The 3,060-nt window shown below is 40.8% G+C and carries 4 protein-coding genes and 1 pseudogene; 3 read left to right on the top strand and 2 right to left on the bottom strand.

Going from position 1 to position 3,060, the window contains the following annotated elements; all coding sequences use genetic code 11:
- The 3 genes and pseudogenes from AS194_RS13590 to AS194_RS01490 form a co-directional block, all read left to right on the top strand.
- Window positions 1-170, top strand: a pseudogene (locus AS194_RS13590) (thioredoxin-disulfide reductase); the annotation flags it as partial.
- Complete coding sequence (gene aat, locus AS194_RS01495) at window positions 171-1,007, top strand: leucyl/phenylalanyl-tRNA--protein transferase (RefSeq protein ID WP_058023726.1); 837 nt, start codon at window positions 171-173, stop codon at window positions 1,005-1,007. It abuts the pseudogene before it with no gap.
- Window positions 1,008-1,016: 9 nt separating this feature from the next.
- Window positions 1,017-1,451: a MerR family transcriptional regulator gene (locus AS194_RS01490; RefSeq protein ID WP_058023725.1), complete on the top strand. Its 435-nt coding sequence runs from the start codon at window positions 1,017-1,019 to the stop codon at window positions 1,449-1,451.
- 74 nt (window positions 1,452-1,525) lie between these two features.
- Here AS194_RS01490 and rimI read toward each other — a convergent pair whose 3' ends face one another.
- Both rimI and AS194_RS01480 read right to left on the bottom strand, forming a co-directional pair.
- Window positions 1,526-2,017, bottom strand: coding sequence for a ribosomal protein S18-alanine N-acetyltransferase (gene rimI / locus AS194_RS01485; RefSeq protein ID WP_058023724.1), 492 nt, complete (start codon window positions 2,015-2,017; stop codon window positions 1,526-1,528).
- Between the two features lie 291 nt (window positions 2,018-2,308).
- Window positions 2,309-2,836 carry a peroxiredoxin gene (locus AS194_RS01480; RefSeq protein WP_058023723.1) on the bottom strand — a complete coding sequence of 176 codons (528 nt, stop codon included), beginning with the start codon at window positions 2,834-2,836 and terminating at the stop codon, window positions 2,309-2,311.
- Between the last annotated feature and the right edge of the window lie 224 nt (window positions 2,837-3,060).

The following is a 3,060-nucleotide window of genomic DNA, read 5'->3' as shown; positions in this document are numbered from 1 at the left end:
TGTTTGCCGCAGGTGACGTGGCTGATCATGTCTATCGTCAAGCCATTACCTCTGCTGGTACTGGCTGTATGGCAGCGCTGGATGCTGAGAAATATTTGGATGCTATCGGTGAGGCAACGGCGAAAGACCATACCTATGCGTCAACGCTGACTGCTGATCAAGAAGACTAAATGAATAACTTTGCGCAGCACGGCGATCATGATCAATACATCACGCCTGAGACTTTACAAAGTCTTGGGCGTTATGACTTTCCTGATCCTATCTCTATCGATCCTGATGGCATTGGTATTGTCGCGATGGGTGGCGATCTTGCACCCGATACATTAATATCTGCTTATGCACAAGGACTGTTTCCATGGTTCAATGAAGATGAGCCTATCGCTTGGTGGTGTCCTGAGCCGCGTTGTGTGATCGTCCCATTTGATTATCAACCGAGTAAGTCACTGCGCAAGCAAGCAAGTCGCACGCGTTGGCAACTAACACTCAATCAAGCTTTTGATGACGTCATACATGCCTGTAGCCTGCCGCGTAGCGATGGTCTTAATAATGACCTGCCCGAAGGCGAACACACTTGGATTCATGAAGAGATGATTGAGGCTTATACCAAACTGCATGCGCAGGGCTTTGCCCATAGCATTGAGGTGTGGAACGAAAAAGGTCAGCTCATTGGTGGACTGTACGGGCTAAAAATAAATGGCATCTACTTTGGCGAATCCATGTTTCATCGTGCCTCTAATGCGTCAAAACTCGCGTTTTGGGGGCTGATGCGATTATGTGAGCAAAGTCATGTTGCACTTGTCGACTGCCAGTTACCTAATGATCATCTCATGAGCTTGGGTGCCACTACTCTACCGCGTCCTGACTTTCTTGCTCAATTAGACCGCTTAATAAGCAGTCGCTCCATCAATTGGCACAATAATTTTCATAAACCATTGGCCGTATCCCTTCTCGATACAGCAAATCCTTGGCAGCATCAATCATCAAATCTACAAAAGCTAAAGAGTTAAGAGAATTTTATGGCGCTTGATACCTCATTTCTGCTAATCGGAGAGCTGGCAGCAAAAGCCAATACAACCAAAGACACCGTGCGTCACTATGAACAGTTGGGCCTATTAAGGTCACGTAAGCGTCAAGCAGGCTCACGTTTATATACTGAGTTTCATCCCGAGTGCGTCGAACGTATTGAGCTAATCAAAAGCGCGCAAGCCATTGGTTTCACCCTTACTGAAATCAAAAACAGCTTAAATGATTATTACGATGGTCAATTGGATATTGATTTGCAGCTCATGCTGACTCAGCAAAAGCTAGAACAAGTCAGGAAACAGCAAGCCAATATAAGCGTGATGGTAGAGTTATTGAGCGAGCGTATAGATGTTCTTGCACGGATGAAAGCAGACAGCAATTATCAATTAGACACTAATATCTGTAAAAAGAAAATACCATCAAGTTAAACACGATAACGTTGGTTGAGATAAATAATTTATCTTTAAAGAAACCACGCTTATCACTTGAGAATTTACTCTCTTCACTCACCATAGACATGTTGCATAATGAGTGCATCAACTGCGGACTGATTCGGTGACTTATAATAACCTTTGCGTCTATGAATGGCTGCAAATGCTTGCTTTTCATATAACGCTATCGCAGCATGATTGTCTGCTCGTACTTCTAACAACAAATTTTCCACCTGATTACTCTGCAATACTTCATGCAACTTATCAATAATTTGTGAAGCAATGCCTTGTCGTTGATAATCAGGATGCGTGCCAATACGCAAAATCTCTGCTTGCTCAAAAATCACTTGATAGAGGCAGTAGCCAATGACTTTATTATTATCGGCTTTATCTTCTTGTTTATAAACTATGAGCATATGTATACTATCTTGCGCGAGCATCTCAGCCAACGTCTGCTCAGTCCATGCGTCGTGCGGCTGTACGAGCGCTTCGATATTTGCAATGGCTTGAAGCGCTTGTTGCCGCTCTGATGTATTGATTGCTAATTTCTTTATAATAAACACCGCTTCTCCCTTTATTTTTCTTATGCAATAAATGCTATCTTATCGTCATTTTTATAATTACTCAGAAATGACATTATTTATGTCATAAATACCCGCTTTCGCGCCTCATATTTAACACTATCTTAGGTATTTCTTTTAATATTGCCAAAATTTTTGTAGAAAACATAAAAAAAACTGCTTAGCCCTTATACTTAAGGATTAAGCAGTTCAACAGTATTTGAGCTTCAGCATTCAAGTATTTATCGACGCCTGATGATACCAGTCAAACGTCAACACACTTAAGAATTGTGATTAAGCATTACTTTTCAGATATTCTAACATGGTATCTGCATCTGATACTTCAAATGGATCTGTTGGACAGTTGTCATCAAAACCCGCTTCTTTAAACACTTTTTTGATTTCTTTATTATCGACATACATCGAATATCGCCATGAACGCATACCAAAGCCAAGATTGCTCTTATCAACCAGCATGCCCATTTTACGAGTGAACTCACCATTGCCATCAGGAAGCAAGAAAACGTTTTCACGGTTTTGCTTCAGGCCCCATTGGTACATGACAAAGGCATCATTGACAGAAATGCAAACGATTTCGTCTACGCCTAATGCTTTAAATTCATCGTAAAGCGCTTCATAACGAGGTAGATGGCTGATCGAACACGTTGGCGTAAAGGCACCTGGTAGAGAGAAAACCACCACTTTTTTATTGGCAAATAACTCATCTGTGGTTAAGTCATACCATTTAAATGGGTTGTCTCCGCCGATAGATTCATCACGAACACGAGTTTTAAAAGTCACATCAGGTACATGGGTAATCATTATTTACTCCGATTTAAGTTATTGTGTTTTTATTTTTAAAATCCTGCCATTATATAATAAGGGTTATAGCTATCTATAAGCAAATCTTTAATCTACTATATATGAAGCAGCCCTTGTAATTTATAGCTTTGGAATTTATTTTTTCAAATGAGAGAAAAACCCTAGTATTTAACCCCTTCTCCTCATTCACACCCCATAAAAAAAGCCACCCTAGATAGGATGGC

Origin of the sequence: Psychrobacter piscatorii (assembly GCF_001444505.1) — a bacterium.
GTDB classification, from domain to species: Bacteria; Pseudomonadota; Gammaproteobacteria; order Pseudomonadales; family Moraxellaceae; genus Psychrobacter; species Psychrobacter piscatorii_B.
This window is presented reverse-complemented; position numbering and strand designations above follow the sequence as displayed.

Coding starts and splice junctions, on each gene's coding strand:
- AS194_RS01480 (WP_058023723.1), bottom strand. CDS start 2,836: ATGATTACCCATGTACCTGATGTGACTTTTAAAACTCGTGTTCGTGAT.
- AS194_RS01490 (WP_058023725.1), top strand. CDS start 1,017: ATGGCGCTTGATACCTCATTTCTGCTAATCGGAGAGCTGGCAGCAAAA.
- aat (WP_058023726.1), top strand. CDS start 171: ATGAATAACTTTGCGCAGCACGGCGATCATGATCAATACATCACGCCT.